The organism is Alkalibacter mobilis, from assembly GCF_015594845.1.
GTDB lineage: Bacteria > Bacillota > Clostridia > Eubacteriales > Alkalibacteraceae > Alkalibacter > Alkalibacter mobilis.
Genome location: NZ_JADNRK010000033.1, coordinates 1 through 17,643, shown reverse-complemented (window position 1 = coordinate 17,643; position 17,643 = coordinate 1). Strand labels below are relative to the sequence as shown.

Here is a 17,643-nt window from a genome sequence, read left to right as displayed (position 1 = left end):
AGATTACTACACCGAAAGGTGTGTCAATTGTTAAGTTGATTGAACCGCCGTGTACCGAACGGTACGCACGGTGGTGTGAGAGGTCGAAGGTTTTCATGTTTTATGAAAACTTTCTCCTACTCGATTATTTTGAGGAGGTCTTATGAAAAAGGTAAAAGTAGTAGTTGTTGGAGGGGGATGGGCTGGCTGTTCGGCGGCAGTAGGTGCGGCAAAAGCTGGTGCAGAGGTAACTCTCCTGGAAAGAACGGACATGATTTTAGGTACTGGTCTAGTGGGCGGTATCATGAGAAATAATGGTAGATTTACCGCAACAGAAGAAATGATTGCAATGGGAGGGGGAGATCTATTTAATGTTTGTGACATGACAGCCAGGCATAAAAATATAGAATTTCCAGGGCACAAGCATGCAAATCTTTATGATATTGCCACAACTCCTGTCGAAGTGTACAATCACCTGTTTGAATTGGGAGTTAAGGTAGTGCTTGAGGCAAGAGTGAAAAAAATTGAAATGGAAGACAAAAAAATCACCAGTGTTTCTGACGAGGCCGGCAGATCCTATAATGGAGATGTTTTTGTAGATACTACAGGCACTGCGGGTCCTATGAATAATTGTAACAAGTATGGAAACGGATGTGCCATGTGCGTACTCAGATGCCCGAGCTTTGGTGGAAGAATCAGCTTGGCCGGGTTAGCTGGGGTGGAAGAAATCACAGGCAAAAAGAAAGACGGCTCTATTGGAGCCATGAGTGGCTCATGCAAACTTTACAAGGAGTCATTGTCTGAAGAGATCCAGGACAGATTAAACAAATTTGGAGTGGCGGTCATTCCAGTTCCTGAAGATTTGACTGAAGATCATCTGGATGCAAAAGCTTGCCAACAATATGCATTGACGGAATTCAAGGAAAATCTGGTATTGTTGGACACAGGTCATGCCAAGTTGATGACACCTTTTTATAAACTCGATACTTTAAGAAAAATTCCCGGATGCGAAAGGGCAAGATATGAAGATCCGTATTCAGGAGGCAAGGGCAACTCGATTCGATATTTCAACATGTCTCCACGAGACAACAGGTTAAAAGTGGAGGGTGTCGAAAATCTTTTTTGTGCAGGGGAAAAGGCTGGATTGTTGGTTGGACACACCGAAGCCATGGTAACTGGGATTTTAGCTGGGAATAATAGTGTAAGGTATGCCTTGAAAGAGGAATTGATTGAATTGCCTGAAAGTTTGGCAATCGGAGATGCTATCAAATTTGTTAAAACAGCCATGGAGACTCCTGAAGGAATGGGAAAGAAATTTACATTCTCCGGTTCAGTTTATTTTGACAGAATGAAGTCTTTGGGTCTTTATTCAACAGACACCGATGAAATAAAGGCGAGAATCGAAAAAGAAGGGCTAACAGGTGTTTTTGCAAAAAAATTGACATAAAAAATTTAAGGAGTTGATTGGATTGGTTCAATTGTCTGCACTCCATTGGGTTTATTTTGCAATGGTGTTGATCGTAATATTAACCATGGGATTTAGGAAAGATACACTACTTCCGTGTATTATAGGGATTTTTGTAGTAGGTTTGATGTATTCGGGAAGCATTGTAAAAGCGGTTCAGACAATATTCAATGCTTTGATAGCTGCGGGCACTGAATTTTGGGGAATCATCCTCGTTATTTCATTGGTAATAGCCATGTCCAGCGCTTTAAGAGACATAGGCGCCGATGAATTGATGATAATGCCGATTAAAAAATTAATGGTGAATCCCACTATAGCCTATTTTGGGTTGGGCTTTGTTATGCTGTTTTTCTCTTGGTTCATTTGGCCGTCACCGGCTGTAGCTTTAGTTGGTGCCATAATGCTTCCTGCTGCTTTGAAAGCCGGACTGCCTCCTGTATGGGCGGCGGTTGCCATGAACATTTTCGGGCACGGCATAGCACTGTCAAGCGATTTCTTCATACAGGGTGCTCCGGCAATAGCATCAAAAGCAGCAGGGATAAGCGATACATTTGCACTTAGCAAGGCATTGTTTCCACTATGGTTGGTTATGAGCCTGGTAACTGTTGGAGTCAGTTATTACATGATGCGTAAGGAAATATCATTGACACCGCTGATAGCAGAACATGAATCACATAAGGAAAACTCTGAAAAACCTGGGTTTGGAGTCTATCTCGTTGCTGTCATAACACCATTGGCATTCGTTGTAGACATATATCTGATGTACAAATACCAGCTTAGAGGAGGAGACGCAACTGCTTTGGTTGGAGGTACAGCTGTATTGATCATGTGCTTTGTAGCTATTGTCCAACATAATCCGGTTAATTGCCTTGAGAAAATTACTGATTATATCAAAGATGGATTCGTGTTCGGGATTAGGATATTTGCACCGGTAATAGTTATTGGAGCTTTCTTTTTCCTGGGCAGTGAGGATATGGCAAAGTCAATATTGGGAGAGAATGCTACGGGCCTTCTTAACGATTTGGGATTATTTTTGGCAGACAACGTAAGTCTTTCAAAGATTCCAGTTGCCCTTATACAAATGTTGACCGGTGCAATAACCGGTCTTGACGGTTCCGGATTTTCAGGTCTTCCATTGGTTGGATCATTGGCTCAGACATTTTCACACGCTATCGCCATAAACAAAGAGGTCTTGACCGGGTTAGGGCAATTGACAACGATTTGGGTAGGAGGCGGAACCATAATTCCGTGGGCAATAATACCAGTCGCGGCAATTTGTAATGTCAATCCTCTGGATTTGGCAAAAAGAAATTTGTTGCCAGTTCTTGTTGGTTTGATCGTAACGTTTATTGTAAGTTTGTTTTTGCTTTAATGTTGTTTCCATAATAAATTGTTCCTGATTTTTATGTTTAAATATAAAGTATTGGGGGTATTATCCTTAGCATACTAAATGATTTGAACGAGAGGAGGATTATTATGGGAAAGGTAAAATTAGCTGTAATATTCTATAGTATGACTGGTGCTAATTATCAGATGGCCAAATGGGCAACAGAAGCAGGACAGGACGTTGGAGCGGAAGTCAGGCTTTTAAAAGTTCAAGAATTGGCTCCTGATAGCGTGATAGAAGCAAACTCAAAGTGGAAAGAGACCAAAGAAGAAATCAAAGATATACCGGTTGCGAAATCTGAGGATATCGAATGGGCAGATGCATTGGTATTTAGCGTACCAACGAGATTTGGGAACATGGCTTCTCAAATGAAACAATTTTTAGATATTCAGGGTGGTATTTGGTCACAGGGTAAAACTGTTGACAAGGTAGTTACTGCCATGTCATCGGCACAAAATCCCCATGGAGGACAGGAGGGGACCATAAAAGCTTTATATGCATCGATGATGCACTGGGGTGCAGTTATAGTACCGCCGGGCTATACGGATGAGTCGCTGTTTAAAGCCGGAGGAAACCCGTACGGCACTTCAACATCAGTTGGTTCCAAAGGAGAAATATTGGATGATGTGGAAGATGCTGTAAAACACCAAGTAAAAAGAGCAATAAAGGTAGCCGGTTGGATAAAAACCGGAAAACAATGATATCAGAAGAGTCGATGTTTAAACATCGGCTCTTTTCTTAAACTATTATTAAGAAAGTAAAAAAAATAACAAAATATGCTTTTAAAGTTGCCATCATTGTGGTAGACTATGTCGTGTAACAAAAGTGTAACAAGTTTATTTATCATTGTTACAAAAAAACGGAGGTGCTCTCTTGTCGGGACATTCAAATCACGGTATAGTTGAAAAAACTTTAAACAAGTTAAAAAAAGTGTCGAATATTATTTCCGGAAAAACGGAAGAAATATTTTCTGAAAATAAAAAAGCTATAAAGCAAATCGGTGCGGGAGTTCTTGTACTCGCCATAGTAGCGACAACATCAGGTTATTACAAATCGGTTCAAGGTTATAGCGTAACTTTTAATGATCAGGAAATCGGAATGGTAAAAAACATAGAAGATTTCACTGAAGGTATTGAGATCGTAAAAGAAAATCTGTCTGAAAAATATGGTAAAGAAATAGTTTTTCAAAGTGATGTAAAATTTGAAAGAACTACTATTGATAACAGCAAACTTTTGGAAGATCCGCAAGAATCGGCAAAGGCTATTGAAGCTACAAATGTCACACTTTCTGTTGAAGGTGCAGTGATCGTGATCGAAGGTGAGGAAGTTGCTGTTTTAAGTTCCTACGAAGAAGCTGAACTGGTAATTGAAAATGTGATCTCCAACTATGTGAATCTTGAAGAAAATCAAAAAATTGCAACAGAACCTGAAATTGATCAAGAGTATGAAATTGTAGAAAAACTGGTACCGTTCGGTTCTATCAGAGAAACCGAGGATGTTGTAAATTTCATTATGCAAGGAACGGATGAGATATTCGAATATGAAATACAGACGGGAGACACGTCTTGGGATATTGCGGTTAACAGGGGGATCAACATTAATGATTTGGTAGCTGCCAATCCAGATAAGAACATTGAAGATCTTCATCCGGGCGAAGTCATAAAACTGACTGAAGCCAAACCTTATTTAGACGTATCCGTAGTTAAGGAAGAAATATATTCGGAAAAGATATCATTTGAAACTACGTATCAGAAAGATTCAAGTATTTATGTAGGAAAAACCAAAGAAATAACTCCGGGAGTCAACGGAGTCAAGGAAATTACAGCCTTGGTATCTTATGAAAATGGAATCCAGGTATCCAAGGAAGTGGTAAATGAATCGGTCATAAAGGAACCTGTAACTCAGGTCGTGGCAAAGGGTACAAAGCCATTGCCGCCGGCGCAGGGAACAGGAAGATTTGGAATGCCGACAAGCGGAAGAGTTAGTGTTATAAATAAACCTGGCAGCCACTCTGGAAGCAGAGCTGTGGATATTGCCAATTCAAAAGGTACTGCCATTTATGCTTCCGATGCAGGACGCGTAACCAGAGCATCATGGTATTCTAGTTACGGGTATACCATTATCATCGATCATGGGAATGGTTATCAAACACTGTATGCACACTTGAGTTCAATGAATGTCAGTGTGGGTCAAAACGTGTCAAAAGGTCAAAAAATCGCGGGTATGGGCAGCACTGGAAGATCAACTGGAAGTCACCTTCACTTTGAAATAAGATACAAGGGGCAAAGACAGGTAATAACAAAGTATTTCTCCTACTTGAGAGTTGGCGGAAGAGTATCACCATAAGAAATCAGGCCATTGATACAATCAGTGGCTTTTTTAAATTAGTATTAGAGTTATGGAGCTGCAAAAATTCTGAGAAAGGCGTGAGTGTGAGAGTGAGCGAAAATTTTAAATTCAATCAGAATATGAAGTGTGAATACTTTCCTTGTCATAAAATCAATGATCCTGAAGAATTTAATTGTTTATTTTGTTATTGTCCTTTATATGCACTTGGGGATAAATGTGGGGGCAATTTTATTTATACCGAAAAGGGAATAAAGAATTGCAGTTACTGTTCGATCCCACATATAAAAGAGAATTACGATTATATTATTGAAAAATTAAGAGAAGTTGTTAAAATGACGCAAAAGTAACTTTCAGATGATTAAAATATTCTTGGAGGAGATTAAAGATGAATTACGATGAAAAATCCTTGAAGCTGCATAAGGAATCCAGAGGCAAAATAGAGGTTTGTTCCAAAGTATCTTTAAAAAATCAAGACGATTTGTCTGTTGCATATACACCAGGAGTGGCTGCACCCTGTATGGAAATACACCAAGATGTAGAAAAAGTATATGAATACACATCAAAAGGCAGTCTTGTGGCTGTAGTCACCGATGGTTCGGCAGTACTTGGATTAGGGAACATAGGACCTGAAGCTGCCATGCCTGTAATGGAAGGCAAGGCAGTGTTGTTTAAGGAGTTTGCCGGTATAGATGCATTTCCAATTTGTTTGGCGACACAAGATGTGGATGAAATCATAAATACTGTTGTTAATCTTGCTCCAACTTTTGGTGGGATCAACTTGGAGGATATCTCTGCTCCAAGGTGTTTTGAAATCGAGCGGAAACTAATTGAAAAGCTTGATATTCCTGTTTTCCATGATGATCAACACGGCACTGCCATTGTTACTCTTGCAGCGTTGATAAATGCTTTTAAAATATCAGGAAAAGATATGGAAAAATCAAAAGTAGTAATAAATGGTGCTGGCTCAGCCGGGATAGCTATAGCTCGCCTTATACATGCCTATGGGTTTTTAAATATAGTCATGTGTGATAGCAAGGGCATAATTTCAAAAGATCGCTCTGATCTTGATAAGTATAAAACAGAAATTCTTGAAATAACAAATAAAAATAATGAGTTCGGTAATCTGAAAGATGCCATCGTTTCAGCGGATGTATTCATTGGCGTATCTGCGGCAAACTTGTTGTCAGGCACAGATATCAAATCGATGAACGTCGATCCTATCATATTTGCAATGGCCAACCCTAATCCGGAAATAATGCCGGATGAGGCTTATCTGGCGGGAGCTTTGATAGTCGGGACCGGTAGATCCGATTTTGACAATCAGATAAATAATGTGCTTGTTTTTCCAGGAGTATTCAAAGGGGCTCTGGAATCAAGGGCGAGAGAAATAAGCGTGCAAATGAAATTGGCCGCTGCAACTGCCTTGGCAGATTCGATACCATCTTCAGAACTAAGGACCGACAATATAATTCCCAATGCTTTTGATAAGAGAGTAGTGGAAGTAGTAAGCGAAGCTGTCAAAAATGCCGTATCAAATTAATATTAAAGATCCTGACTGGTCAGGATCTTTTAATATTAATAGTGCAATAGATGAATCTATAGATCATGGGTTGAAAAACGCGGCTGTTTCCTATAAAATAAAATCTAACTTTAGAAAAGAAGGTGTTTGAATGAATTGGTTGAATGATCTTGAAAGAAAAATCAGAAAATATGCCATTCACAATTTAATGTATTATATAGTTGTCTTGACCGGGTTGGTTTTTTTGCTGAGCATGTTTTTTGGTGGAAATTTCGTTAATAGACTATATTTTTCACCTGAACTGATCATGCGAGGCGAATTTTGGCGCGTTATTACTTTTATATTTATTCCACCGTCAAATTCGATTATCTGGATTATATTTGCTTTGTATTTTTATTATATGATAGGTAGAACTTTAGAACAACAATGGGGGACTGCAAGATTTAATCTATATTATGCATTTGGGGTTTTAGGCACAGTAGTGGCATCTCTTTTGACCGGAAATATTGGGACGCCGACTTACTTGAACCTTTCGCTATTTATGGCTTTTGCTCATCTCTTTCCAGATTTTCAGGTATTATTGTTTCTAATAATACCGGTCAAGATGAAATATCTTGCATACTTGAACTGGTTTTTCTTTGGATACAGTATACTGGTTGGAACCCCGTCACAGCGTGTTGCAGCAATAGTGGCACTCGCGAATTTTTTCATATTTTTCTACTCCGATTTTACTAGAAAAATGCGTATACGCAACAATAGCAAAGATACCCGCTCGAATTTCAACAAACAAATACGTGAATTTAAAAAGAGAAAGTAGGACTATATGGGCGTTAAATCGGGGATACAAAGTTCGCTTCCCATATGCATAGGGTATATTCCACTGGCTATAGCATATGGCGTATTAGGAAAATCAGCAGGGCTATCTACTTATACAATTGTTCTTATGTCGATCATGGTTTACGCTGGTGCTGCTCAATTTCTCAGCATAAACCTGTTTGCAGCAGGGTTGCCCGGTCCAGAAATCATATTAACAACTTTTATAATCAATAGCAGGCATTTGATAATGAGCACATCATTATCGAGAAAACTTTCAAGCAGTGTTGGTACTCTTGCGAGAATGATGATATCATTTGGTATTACAGATGAATCATTTTCAGTAAGTTCCATAGGAAACGATGGTAAGAAAGTTACGCCGGGATATTTGCTCGGTGTTGTAATACCACCATATCTATTTTGGGTTTTCGGATCTTTACTGGGGACATTTTTTTCAGACTTTATCCCCCAATCGGTGGAAAATTCTATGGGAATAGCACTTTATGCTATGTTCATTGCATTATTATTGCCGAGCATGTCCAAATCAAAAGAAATTTCAAAAGTAGTTATAATCACGGCCATATTGCATGTGGTCTTTTTAGAATTTTTTGCAAATGGAAGTAGTGGCAACGGATGGATCCTGGTCTTAGCTTCAGTGACAGGTGCATTTATAGGTACGTTTTTTTTTCAGGAGGATTTTGAGGATGAAAATTGAGTTGGGAATAATAACAGGGATGGCTATAGTGACTTATCTGCCGCGAATGATACCCTTTATCCTTATGAAGGATATTGAAATACCAAAGAAAATCGACAGGTTTCTGTCTTTAATTCCTTACACTATTCTGTCGGCTCTGATATTTCCCGGAATTTTAGAGGCCTCAGCAAATATGTCATCTTCAGTAGCTGCACTTGCCACATGCTCCATTGCTGCAATTAAGGGTGTCAAACCTACAGGTGTTGTATTGTTGGGGATTTTAACTGTTTTTATATTTCAATATTTTTAAAATAAAAAAGGTTTTTGAGAAAAAGCGTCGTAATAACAATTTATAGTTCAGTATATGGGGGTGACCTTGTTGAACATGAGAGAAGAATGGGAAAAAGTTGAAGATGTAGTTCTTTCAAACTATGCGGCCAAAAACATTTTATCTAAAGGAAGGGAAAAAAGCGAGAAAAAGTGCGATATACGAACAGAATTTCAAAGAGATAGGGACAGGATCATACACTCCAAGGCTTTTAGACGTTTAAAGCATAAAACACAGGTTTTTATTTCACCTGAAGGGGATCACTACAGAACAAGATTGACGCATACTTTGGAAGTTGCTCAAATAGCCCGAACCATATCGAGGGCCTTAAGGTTAAACGAGGATCTTACTGAAGCGATCGCATTGGGTCATGATTTGGGACATACGCCTTTTGGTCATGCGGGAGAGAAGGCATTGGATAAGATTGCGTCATTTGGCTTTAAACACAGGGAGCAAAGTCTAAGGGTAGTTGATATTTTAGAGAATGGGACTGGCCTTAATTTGACATGGGAGGTTAGGGATGGTATACTGAATCATTCAGGGGATATTAAACCTCAAACTCTTGAAGGTCAGGTTGTTCATCTGTCTGACAGAATAGCTTATATAAATCATGACATCGAGGACGCTCAAAGAGCAGGTATTTTATCTGAGAGTCAATTGCCGACAGATTGTGTAAAGCTGCTTGGCGACAACAAACGAAAGAGAATTGATAATATGATACACAATATTATCATGAATAGTTATGGAAAAGATTGCGTGATTATGAGTGAAGATGTAAGTTTTGCTACCCATAATTTGCGGAATTTTCTTTTTGAAACAGTTTATTTTGGTCATGAAGCTAAAATCGAAGGTGAAAAAACTGAGAATGTGATTTCATTTTTGTATGATTACTACATGAAAAATTTGGACTCGGACATGGAAATGCAGTTTAAGCTGACGGGTTTGGAAGGCAGAGAACGATCAGTCGTTGACTACATAGCAGGAATGACTGATAGGTATGCAATGAACCTCTTCAGCCGTTTGTTTATTCCTGATCCATGGAGGGTATATTAAACGTGTGAACTAAACTCTTTTGGGGACAAATATGATGATTTCAAGGTGGTTAAATGAGTAGAGGTTTTACCGAAGACCAAATACAACAAGTTATGGACGGAAATGACATAGTTGAAATCATTTCTCAATACGTGACTTTAAAAAAAAGCGGCAGCCAATTTATGGGTCGGTGTCCTTTTCATAATGAAAAAACCGGTTCGTTGAGTGTGTCGGCTGAAAAGCAATTGTATCATTGTTTCGGATGCGGAGCTGGTGGGAACACAATCACTTTTATTATGAACATAGAAAATCTTAATTTTGTGGAAGCGGTAAAATATCTGGCACAGCGAGCGAATATTCACCTCCCCGATCCCGATGAACACGACGATGTCCAAAGTCGAAAAAAAGAAATTGCATATCGGATTCATAAAGACGCGGCGATCTATTACTATAAAAATTTGATTAAGAATATTGAAGCTCAAAAATATCTTTACTCAAGAGGGATCAACGAAAAAACAATAAAGGGTTTTGCTCTTGGATTTGCATCAAATAGCTATGACGGTTTATATAAATTCCTTTCGTCAAAAGGCTACGATAAAGTAAGCATGGTTGATTCCGGGCTTATAGTAAAAGGAAAAAACAATGAAAATTATTATGATAGGTTCAGAGACAGGATAATTTTCCCAATAGTCTCCGTTTCGGGAAGAGTAGTAGGTTTTGGTGGGAGATTATTAAAGAAAAGTGAAAAATATCCAAAGTATTTGAATTCTTCAGAAAGCATGATATTTAACAAAGGCAGTCAACTATATGGTTTGAATGTTGCAAAGAACAAGATCCGCGATGGTCGAATCATAGCTGTTGAAGGATACATGGATGTAATAAGCATGCATCAAAATGGTGTCGATAATGCGGTAGCTTCACTGGGCACAGCACTTACCACCAACCAAGGAAAGCTCCTTAAGCGCTATGTGGAAGAAGTTGTACTCTGCTACGACGGTGACGAGGCCGGAATCAGAGCTATGGTAAAGGGAATTGAAGTTCTCGAAGACTTGGGATTGAGAGTCAAGATTCTAAGACTTGAAAATGATCTCGATCCAGATGATTATATGAAGTTGCACGGCAAGGAAAGTTTTTTAAACTTAGTTAATAATTCTTTGACAACGGTGGATTTTAAGATTCAATTACTTGAGGAAAAATACGATTTGGATAAAACAGATCAAAAAATCCGTTTTGTCAAGGACGTTACTGATGTTTTCAAAAAAATCAAAAGTCCTGTAGACAGGGAATTCAATATAATGAACTTTTGCAATAAAATGTCATTGGATCCATCTGTGATTTACAGAGAGCTTGGTAAAATCGATGATAAAGTGGATTTTATAAAAACAGAATCAAAAAAATCCAGAAGTGAAAATCGGCCTAAAAGCGCTTTTCAAAGGGCCCAGGAAAATTTAATTCGATGCATGTTTTCAGATCGCAATGTAGCTGAATATCTTAAAAAACAATTTAAAGTCAGCGATTTTGACGATGAGATCTTGAGAAAAGCAGCAGAATATATTTTTACGGCTTTAGAAGAAGATCAGCGACTTGATACAGCCATATTTATATCGAAGCTGAAGACGAAAGAAGAAATCGAAGAAGCTACAGATCTGCTAATGAGTGACGACTCGATCGAAGAAGTTGATTTGGATGATTGGGTCAAAACCGTCAAAATGTTCAATATTAAAAGATCAATATCAAGCATGCAAAAGAAAATGAATGATTTTAATTTAAATGAGAAAGAGCTGAATGAATTGTATTACAAGATTGTGGAAAAGAAACAAGAACTTGAAACTTTGCAAAATTCAGGGAGGGATATACTTTAATGGATATAAGAGATAACTCAAAAGTTAATGAATTAAGAGTCAAAGGTAAGAAAAACGGTACTTTGACAGGTCAGGAGATCGAAAGCTCTCTTTCTGAAATTGATCTGTTGCCAGATCAGATCGAGGATATTTATGCTCTTCTTGAAGAGGATGGAATCGAAATTTTTGCTCAAGACATGTCCGGCTCAGATGATGAGATTGAATCTTTAGTCAAGGAAGAAGTCGAGGCCAGCATACCGGAGGGTATTAGCATCAACGATCCTGTAAGGATGTATCTCAAAGAAATTGGGAAGGTTTCGTTGCTCAGCGGAGACGAGGAAGTTGAACTGGCCAAGCGAATGGAAGCCGGAGACGAAATTGCTAAACAAAAATTGGCTGAAGCAAACTTACGACTTGTTGTTAGTATCGCAAAACGTTATGTAGGACGCGGGATGTCTTTTTTGGATCTGATCCAGGAAGGAAATCTCGGATTGATCAAAGCTGTAGAAAAATTTGATTACAGCAAAGGATACAAGTTCAGTACCTATGCAACATGGTGGATAAGACAAGCTATTACAAGAGCAATCGCCGATCAAGCCAGGACCATAAGAATACCGGTACACATGGTAGAGACTATTAATAAATTAATAAGAGTTTCAAGGCAACTGCTTCAAGAGTTGGGGAGAGAGCCTTCACCTGCGGAAATAGGCGCCGAGATGGGATTTTCAGAAGAAAAAGTTCGTGAAATCTTAAAGATAGCTCAGGATCCTGTTTCATTGGAAACACCTATAGGTGAGGAAGAAGACAGCCATCTGGGAGATTTCATTCCAGACGATGATGCTCCTGCGCCAGCTGAAGCTGCGTCATACGCGCTATTAAAAGAACAGTTGATGGAAGTATTGTGTACTTTGACCGAACGAGAGGAAAAGGTTTTGAGACTTAGATTCGGTTTGGATGATGGAAGGGCAAGAACCTTGGAAGAAGTAGGTAAGGAATTTAATGTAACAAGAGAAAGAATCAGACAAATCGAAGCGAAAGCTTTGAGAAAATTAAGACATCCAAGTCGGAGCAAAAAACTAAAAGACTATCTTGATTAAAAATATTGAGGTCTTCGGAAAAAATAATCTGAGACCTCAATATCTTATTGACAAAGAAAAAAAAATCAGTATAATAAGTAAATGTAGTTCAAATAATGTTCCTCAGTAGCTCAAAGGTGGAGCAACCGGCTGTTAACCGGTAGGCTGCTGGTTCGAATCCAGCCTGGGGAGCCATTTAATTTGTATTGAAAGCCTTAGGGCTTTTTTTGTTTTTTGTGACCTTTAAATGCAAAACCGCAATACCTTGTAGTTTTTGTTGTGATATAATTAAGTTTACAAAGGAGAAAATTATGAAATTATCAAACAGGCTTCAAAAAGTAGCTGATTTTATAGAGCAGGATTCGATCGTTGTAGATGTAGGAACAGATCATGGATACATTCCGATTTATTTGATAGAAAATAAAATATCAAAATATGTATATGCAACAGATATCAACCAAGGGCCTTTGAATTCGGCAAAGATTCAAATTGAAGAACACGGATATCAGGATTTTATAGAGCCAATGTTATCGAATGGATTAAAAAAAATGATTGGAGTAAAACCGACTCAAATCATTATAGCAGGTATGGGCGGGGTCTTGATCAAGGAAATAATTGCCGATAGCTTGGAAATGGCTAAAAAGGCCGATAGCTTGGTACTTCAACCAATGACAGGGCAAGATGAACTTAGAAAGTACCTCCTTTCAGCTGGTTTTGAGATCCTTGATGAAGAACTGGCTAAGGAGAAGCATAGGATATATCAAATCATTCTTGCTAAATACACAGGTAAAATCGATGATTCGTGGAACGAAATAGATTTTTATCTTGGGAAAAGACTATTGGAGAAAAATCATTTATTTTTAGAAGCATTGATAGACAAATATGAAAAAAAATGGTTGTCTATCAACAGAAAATGCAAAGAATCAAAATCGAATTCGACGATAGAGAGGATATCTGAATCAGAAAAAATGTTAATGCAGATCGAGAGGTTGAAACATGAGTACAACTTGCGGAAAAATTCTAGAAATAATAGATGAATCAGCTCCCTTTGATTATGCTGAAAATTGGGACAACGTGGGTTTGCTGGTCGGCGATCCAAGAAAAGAGATTCAAAGGATTTTTTTAACACTGGATATTACAGATGAATCGCTGAATGAAGCAATAGAAAAAAATGCTGACATCATTGTTAGTCACCATCCACTCATATTTTCACCATTAAAGAATTTAAGGTGGGACAATAAAAAAGGTGAATTGATAAAAAAAATTTTGAGAAATGAGTTGTGCGTCATTGCAGCTCACACCAATCTTGATGTATCTTCAGTTGGAATTAATACATTTCTTGCTCAAAGGTTAAATTTAAAGAACACTGTTCCTTTACTTGCTACAAATTTCGAAAAGTTTTTTAAACTTATAGTCTACGTTCCGAAAAATTATCTTGAAGAAGTAAAAGCAGCTTTGTTTGAAACTGGTGCCGGTGTCCAGGGAAATTATGAAAATTGTAGTTTTCAATCTGAAGGGATAGGACAATTTAGGCCTCTTAAGGATGCCAAGCCTCACATAGGGAGTAGATTTCAGCTGGAAAAAGTAGAGGAGACCAAACTGGAAATTCTTCTAAGGCAGTCTATAGTTAAGCAAACGATTGACAGGCTGAAAGAGGTGCATCCTTATGAAGAAGTAGCATATGATCTGTTTGAAATTGCAGATCAAAAATTCCCGATAGGAATTGGTATAATAGGTGACTTGAATAACCGTATGGAATTTGACGACTTGGCCTTAAAAGTCAAATCGTGTTTTAATTTAAAGCATCTACGCATAGCCGGTAATAGAGACCTTCTTGTTGACAAGATCGCTGTTTGTTCCGGTTCAGGTGCCGATTTGGGAGTAATCGCAAAAAAAGCAGGCGCCCAAGTTCTGATAACGGGTGATATGAAGTATCATGATGCTCAGACAGCATATGAAGAGGACATTGTTATTGTTGATGTTGGTCATTTTAATTCTGAAGTATGTGCAAAACAAGTTCTGGAGGAGATATTGAGCAAAGGATTGGAAAATGAATCGGGAATCGAAATAATCAAGTCAGAAAGAGAGAGAGATTTTATTAGATACATTTGACCGAATACTAAAATAAATTATGAGGAGATTTTATTATGAAAGATGTTGAAAAACTATGGTTGCTTCAAGAATTGGAATCAAAAATGATGCTGATCGAAAAAGAGGCTGGAATACACGAATTGACCAATGAAATCGACTCAAAGAAAGATATGTATAAAAAAATTGTATCTTCTATGGAAAAAATAATAGAAGAATACAAAAAAACCGAGATTCAAATCAAATCAGCAGAAATTACGCTGGAAAGGATAGAAAAACAAATCAATGAATGGGAACAGCACCTTTACGAAGGAGATTTTAAAAAAGCAAAAACGCTTAATACCATACAATCTGATTTGGAAACTCAGCGAGAAAACAGAAAAAAATTGAAAAAAAATATCAGATATCTAAGCCAACAGATGAAAAATGACAAATTGAACCTTAAAAAATTAAAAGACAAGTCTATAGAGGTGAAAAAGGAAATCCATGATAAAAAGAAAAAAATGGAAATTATTTTGACCGAGAGTAAAGATGCGTTAATGTCTGTTGAAAAAGAAATATCCGATGTCAAAAAAGATATAGAAACTAAATCGTTAGAATATTACTATAAGAAAAAAGAAAAAGATAGCCCGGTTATTGTAGAGTATCGAGACGGTGTTTGCACTGGATGCAACATGCAGTTTTCCATGATACTGGGTAGAACCATGACGCCTGCTATGGAAACCAGATCATATTTTTGTGAAAATTGCGGCAGGATAGTAATAGTGCCCCTTGACCCAACACTTGAGAGCTGATCATTCACCATGGATGTGGGATTAGGATCGACAATCATGAATGATTAAAATCACCCGACCAGTAAAATGGAAGGGTGATTTTTTTAAGGTTATACTGTACAATTAAAAAGTGGCTTAAGAAATAAGTTTTTAGGGGGGGTACCTTTGCTAAGTCAGTCTCATGAAAAAAATCAAAAATTGACAGGACAATGCTTGGATATTTTTACTATAGCGAATGCTATGTTCGATGGAATTTATATAACTGATACTAAAGGCGTGGTTATAGCGGCAAACAAATGGTACACACATATAACGGGGATTGAAGCTGATGAAGTAATCGGTAGGAAAATACAAGACGTTCTTGACGAAAAATATATAAAAAGAGAATATTATATGTATCTGATGGACTACTTAAAAGAAAAAAGAACCAAGCCAAAAGCATACAAAATAGAACGCAATTCTGATAAGCCAAGCTCAATTTCTAACCTTGTGCTTGAGAAGAAAAAAGAAGTTTATGTCTTGAGCACCATGGAAATTTCGGGACGAAATAAAAAAGTTATGTTCGTGGGAATACCCATATCTGATAATAAAGGGAAAGTAAATTATGTTCTCATAGTGCTGAGAGAAATGACGGATGTCTTTGATTTAGACAAAAAGTTTGAAGAAATTAAGAAATACAATTTATATAATCAGAAAAAAGAGATCTCAATTATTGACAGTTGTCCTGAAAGCAGCATAATAGGTGATAGCCCTGAGATGATAAAAATCAGGCAACTCATTAAATACGTGTCAAAAACAGATGCGACTGTACTGATCACTGGTGAGACAGGCACAGGAAAGGAAGTCGTGGCAAACGAAATTTTTGAAAATAGTTATCGCAGCAATAAGCCGTACATTAAGGTTAATTGTGCTGCGATTCCTGAAAGCCTATTGGAATCTGAACTTTTTGGTTATGATAAAGGAGCTTTTACAGGAGCGTTAAATAAGACAAAACCAGGTTACTTCGAACTTGCAAACGGAGGAACCATACTCCTTGATGAAATTGGAGAAATGCCTATTCATCTACAATCGAAGATTTTAAGAATACTTCAGGAGAGAGAATTTAGAAGACTGGGAGGTACCAAATCAATAAGGCTTGATCTAAGAGTAATAGCTGCTACAAATAGAAACTTAAAAGAAAAAATAGCTGCAGGAGAGTTCAGAGAAGATTTATACTATCGCTTGAATGTAATACCGATAGAGATACCTCCACTACGTGAGAGAAAAGAGGATATTCCAATGCTGGTTAATAAGTTGTTAAAAACAGCCAATGAAAAATATTTAAAGAATAAAAAAATAACAAATGAGATGATTCATGAATTTGAAAATTACGATTGGCCGGGGAATATAAGAGAACTGATAAATGTAATTGAAAGAACTGTGATAATGGGCGAAAATCAGCATAGTGGCAATAAGCAACGGGATAACTGGGACGAAGAATCATCTGAAGAAATTGTCATAAGGATAGAAAAAAATTTAGACTATCCCTTAAAAGAAATAACTGAAAACGTAGAGAGAGAAGTTATTAAAAATGCATTGATCAAGTACGGCAGCTCACATAAAGCGGCGAAAGCATTAGGTGTCAGCCAGCCTACCATATTAAGAAAAGCCAAGATATTAGGCATTACAAAATATTGATAGAAATATCTATCGATATAGATGCAAATATGAATCGTTTGAATACTTTCATTATTAATAAAAGTATTCAAAAAAGGGATTATCCTTAAGACATTTGAGGATAATCCCTTTTTTTTGATAGAAAAATGTATCACTTTATAAAAGAGAAGTTTTATAAGCAGGATGAAAAATATATTAAGTCTATGAAATCGTTGAATTAGCTAGGCTTTAGAACTTTATATATTTTATTGAGCGATTTGTTATTATATTGGCACGCTTATTGCTCTATAGATAAGTATAGTTATAGAATTCTATAGAGGAAGGTGCAGATATGATTAGTGAAAAAAAGAAAAGAGTTCCGATAATCGAAGAGGACAAGACAAAAAGCTATTTCAAGTACTATGACAAGGAGATGGCCCAGGCACCTCGGGAAAAGTATGCACAAGTTCTGAAAGGCCCAGTGGATACTAAAAAGGCATTGAAATTCAAAGACAGAAATGACTTGTTCAAACCAGGTGTAATCAGTCAAGTAAACTAGGCCATTTTTCGCCACGAACTAGGCCACTATTTTCTCACTCTTTATCTGTGTGATCATTTATCTTTATAGAATGGATTTTCTGTGTTTGAGTCTGTATCCATCACC

Annotated in this window: 17 protein-coding genes and 1 tRNA gene; all 18 read left to right on the top strand. The window is 37.5% G+C overall.

What is annotated here, in order from left to right; genetic code table 11:
- Window positions 1-142: 142 nt before the first annotated feature.
- Window positions 143-1,426: an FAD-dependent oxidoreductase gene (locus IWB18_RS11375; RefSeq protein ID WP_195683746.1), complete on the top strand. Its 1,284-nt coding sequence runs from the start codon at window positions 143-145 to the stop codon at window positions 1,424-1,426.
- A gap of 22 nt (window positions 1,427-1,448) precedes the next feature.
- Window positions 1,449-2,816: a hypothetical protein gene (locus IWB18_RS11370; RefSeq protein ID WP_195683745.1), complete on the top strand. Its 1,368-nt coding sequence runs from the start codon at window positions 1,449-1,451 to the stop codon at window positions 2,814-2,816.
- A gap of 104 nt (window positions 2,817-2,920) precedes the next feature.
- Window positions 2,921-3,532 (top strand): NAD(P)H:quinone oxidoreductase, encoded by a 612-nt coding sequence (gene wrbA, locus IWB18_RS11365; protein WP_195683744.1) that lies wholly within the window; start codon window positions 2,921-2,923, stop codon window positions 3,530-3,532.
- Window positions 3,533-3,704: 172 nt separating this feature from the next.
- A complete protein-coding gene (locus IWB18_RS11360) occupies window positions 3,705-5,177 on the top strand; it encodes a M23 family metallopeptidase (protein ID WP_195683743.1) in 1,473 nt (490 codons plus the stop codon).
- An 80-nt stretch (window positions 5,178-5,257) separates the two neighbouring features.
- Complete coding sequence (locus IWB18_RS11355) at window positions 5,258-5,527, top strand: cysteine-rich small domain-containing protein (RefSeq protein ID WP_408626614.1); 270 nt, start codon at window positions 5,258-5,260, stop codon at window positions 5,525-5,527.
- Window positions 5,528-5,565: 38 nt separating this feature from the next.
- Window positions 5,566-6,720 carry an NAD(P)-dependent malic enzyme gene (locus IWB18_RS11350; RefSeq protein ID WP_195683741.1) on the top strand — a complete coding sequence of 385 codons (1,155 nt, stop codon included), beginning with the start codon at window positions 5,566-5,568 and terminating at the stop codon, window positions 6,718-6,720.
- Between the two features lie 130 nt (window positions 6,721-6,850).
- A complete protein-coding gene (locus tag IWB18_RS11345; RefSeq protein WP_195683740.1) occupies window positions 6,851-7,516 on the top strand; it encodes a rhomboid family intramembrane serine protease in 666 nt (221 codons plus the stop codon).
- 6 nt (window positions 7,517-7,522) lie between these two features.
- Window positions 7,523-8,227 (top strand): AzlC family ABC transporter permease, encoded by a 705-nt coding sequence (locus IWB18_RS11340; RefSeq protein WP_195683739.1) that lies wholly within the window; start codon window positions 7,523-7,525, stop codon window positions 8,225-8,227.
- Window positions 8,217-8,516, top strand: a complete 300-nt coding sequence (locus IWB18_RS11335; protein ID WP_195683738.1) for an AzlD domain-containing protein — start codon at window positions 8,217-8,219, stop codon at window positions 8,514-8,516. Before IWB18_RS11340 ends, IWB18_RS11335 begins: the two co-directional genes overlap by 11 nt.
- A 69-nt stretch (window positions 8,517-8,585) precedes the next feature.
- Window positions 8,586-9,587: a deoxyguanosinetriphosphate triphosphohydrolase gene (locus IWB18_RS11330; protein ID WP_195683737.1), complete on the top strand. Its 1,002-nt coding sequence runs from the start codon at window positions 8,586-8,588 to the stop codon at window positions 9,585-9,587.
- A 53-nt stretch (window positions 9,588-9,640) separates the two neighbouring features.
- Entirely contained in the window at window positions 9,641-11,428 is a 1,788-nt protein-coding gene (gene dnaG / locus IWB18_RS11325) for a DNA primase (protein WP_195683736.1), read from the top strand.
- Window positions 11,428-12,504 (top strand): RNA polymerase sigma factor RpoD, encoded by a 1,077-nt coding sequence (gene rpoD / locus IWB18_RS11320; RefSeq protein WP_195683735.1) that lies wholly within the window; start codon window positions 11,428-11,430, stop codon window positions 12,502-12,504. The genes dnaG and rpoD overlap by 1 nt, the downstream gene beginning before the upstream one ends.
- A 99-nt stretch (window positions 12,505-12,603) precedes the next feature.
- A tRNA-Asn gene (locus tag IWB18_RS11315) sits at window positions 12,604-12,678 on the top strand.
- Window positions 12,679-12,794: 116 nt separating this feature from the next.
- Complete coding sequence (locus tag IWB18_RS11310) at window positions 12,795-13,520, top strand: tRNA (adenine(22)-N(1))-methyltransferase (protein ID WP_195683734.1); 726 nt, start codon at window positions 12,795-12,797, stop codon at window positions 13,518-13,520.
- Window positions 13,480-14,595 carry a Nif3-like dinuclear metal center hexameric protein gene (locus tag IWB18_RS11305; protein ID WP_195683733.1) on the top strand — a complete coding sequence of 372 codons (1,116 nt, stop codon included), beginning with the start codon at window positions 13,480-13,482 and terminating at the stop codon, window positions 14,593-14,595. The genes IWB18_RS11310 and IWB18_RS11305 overlap by 41 nt, the downstream gene beginning before the upstream one ends.
- 35 nt (window positions 14,596-14,630) lie before the next feature.
- Window positions 14,631-15,365, top strand: a complete 735-nt coding sequence (locus IWB18_RS11300; protein WP_195683732.1) for a hypothetical protein — start codon at window positions 14,631-14,633, stop codon at window positions 15,363-15,365.
- 144 nt (window positions 15,366-15,509) lie between these two features.
- Entirely contained in the window at window positions 15,510-17,021 is a 1,512-nt protein-coding gene (locus IWB18_RS11295) for a sigma-54 interaction domain-containing protein (protein ID WP_195683731.1), read from the top strand.
- 310 nt (window positions 17,022-17,331) lie between these two features.
- On the top strand, window positions 17,332-17,538 hold the full coding sequence (locus tag IWB18_RS11290) for a hypothetical protein (RefSeq protein WP_195683730.1): 207 nt from the start codon (window positions 17,332-17,334) through the stop codon (window positions 17,536-17,538).
- The last annotated feature ends 105 nt before the right edge of the window (window positions 17,539-17,643 follow it).